The following is a 1461-nucleotide window of genomic DNA, read 5'->3' as shown; positions in this document are numbered from 1 at the left end:
GTGAATCTCTTGTGCAAAAAGCGCGAGACATCCGCCCCTGTCTCATGCCAAATATCTCGCGACGCCAACTCTCATTCAGCCCGCAACGGAACACCTGGCGCGCCTGAAAGGAATTGACGAAGTGGGCGCGTCGCGCCTCGCGCTCGAATTGTTCTGGAGGGAGTTCAGCAACCGGCGCGAGGTGGGTGCCTGTACGGGGCTGGTGGCCCAGCCCTACGACAGCGGCGAGAGCCAGGTCGACCAGGGCATCAGCAAACAGGGCAACCGACGCGTGCGCGCGTTACTGGTCGAGATGGCATGGTGCTGGCTGCGCTACCAGCCCGACAGTGCACTCACGCGCTGGTTCAACGAGCGCACCCAGAGCACGGGACCAAACCGGCGGGCCCGGCGCATCGCGATCGTTGCAGTCGCACGGCGACTCGCCATTGCGCTGTGGCGTTACCTGAAAGACGGTGAGATTCCCGAAGGCGCACGGCTGAAGTCGGCGTAGGCGCCTGAAAGTTTTGCAGGAAGGAGGTAACGGTCAGTCAGGTCAACTACGCAAGCACAAACGGTCTGAGGTGAACATGCCCGTTCTCCTCCTGGGTTGCTGATGCAACCGATTTATCTAGATGGGGCATGTTTCCTGGTTGATGATTCCGGCGTAATGCGCATGCAGGATGAGGCCGGCCAAGCGCCGGCGGATAGAAGGTGGTCGTTGCGACATGAAGTCGCTTGCAGGAGCTGTTCCTGCTTCAACATGAGGGAACCGCCCGTGTCACCGGGCGCGTCTAGGAGTCTGAATAAAGAGCGACTCTGACAACGTAACGAAGCATCGCAAGATGCGGGGTATCAATCGCGAGAGGCGTACCCTTCTGGCAGCCACACGCCGGATGAGTGCTAGACAGTCGGCATGGCGAACACATGTGAATCTGCGATAAAGGTCGTTATTCTAAACAAGCGGAAGTGGCTATTACGCTTGAGCCAAAATGGCAATGGAGGTGGGAAGAGCGTCTTGAATATACGCTCTCGTGACCCATACGCTTCCCGATCGACAGCAGGCGCCTAACCCGACATGCTTTCGCAAGCGGAACGTGGAAATCCCGTATCGCTCCCCTCGGGGACAGCAAGCCGCAAGGCTTGCCCATGGCAATGCGGGCGAAGGATTGAGGACAAAGCGAACGCCATCCTGTAATCGGATGGATAGGGGTTGCAACATCATCCCACGCGAAAGCGGGCAGACTTCCTCATGGTCTCTCGTCACAAGAGAGTAGGTAGAACCATCTTAACGGAGGGGAAGCAAATGGACGCAGCAACACCAGCGTGTGCGCCTTCCGGCGTGGCCTGGGACGGCATCAATTGGGCCGATGTCCAACGTCAGGTAAGACCACCTCATTACACACAACTCCTGGCGGCTGGTGCGCCGCAGAAAGTCGTTTACGGTCAATGACATAGCGGGTGGGGTTGTAAACTCTTTCGGAT

Annotated in this window: 1 pseudogene; it reads left to right on the top strand. The window is 58.3% G+C overall.

What is annotated here, in order from left to right:
- Positions 1 to 94: 94 nt before the first annotated feature.
- Positions 95 to 490 (top strand): annotated as a pseudogene (locus A3A5_RS0122035) (transposase); the annotation flags it as partial.
- Positions 491 to 1461: the final 971 nt, after the last annotated feature.

This window comes from Cupriavidus sp. UYPR2.512, assembly GCF_000379565.1.
Lineage (GTDB): Bacteria > Pseudomonadota > Gammaproteobacteria > Burkholderiales > Burkholderiaceae > Cupriavidus.
Note: the sequence above shows the minus strand (reverse complement) of the source record. Positions and strands in the feature narration are given on the sequence as shown.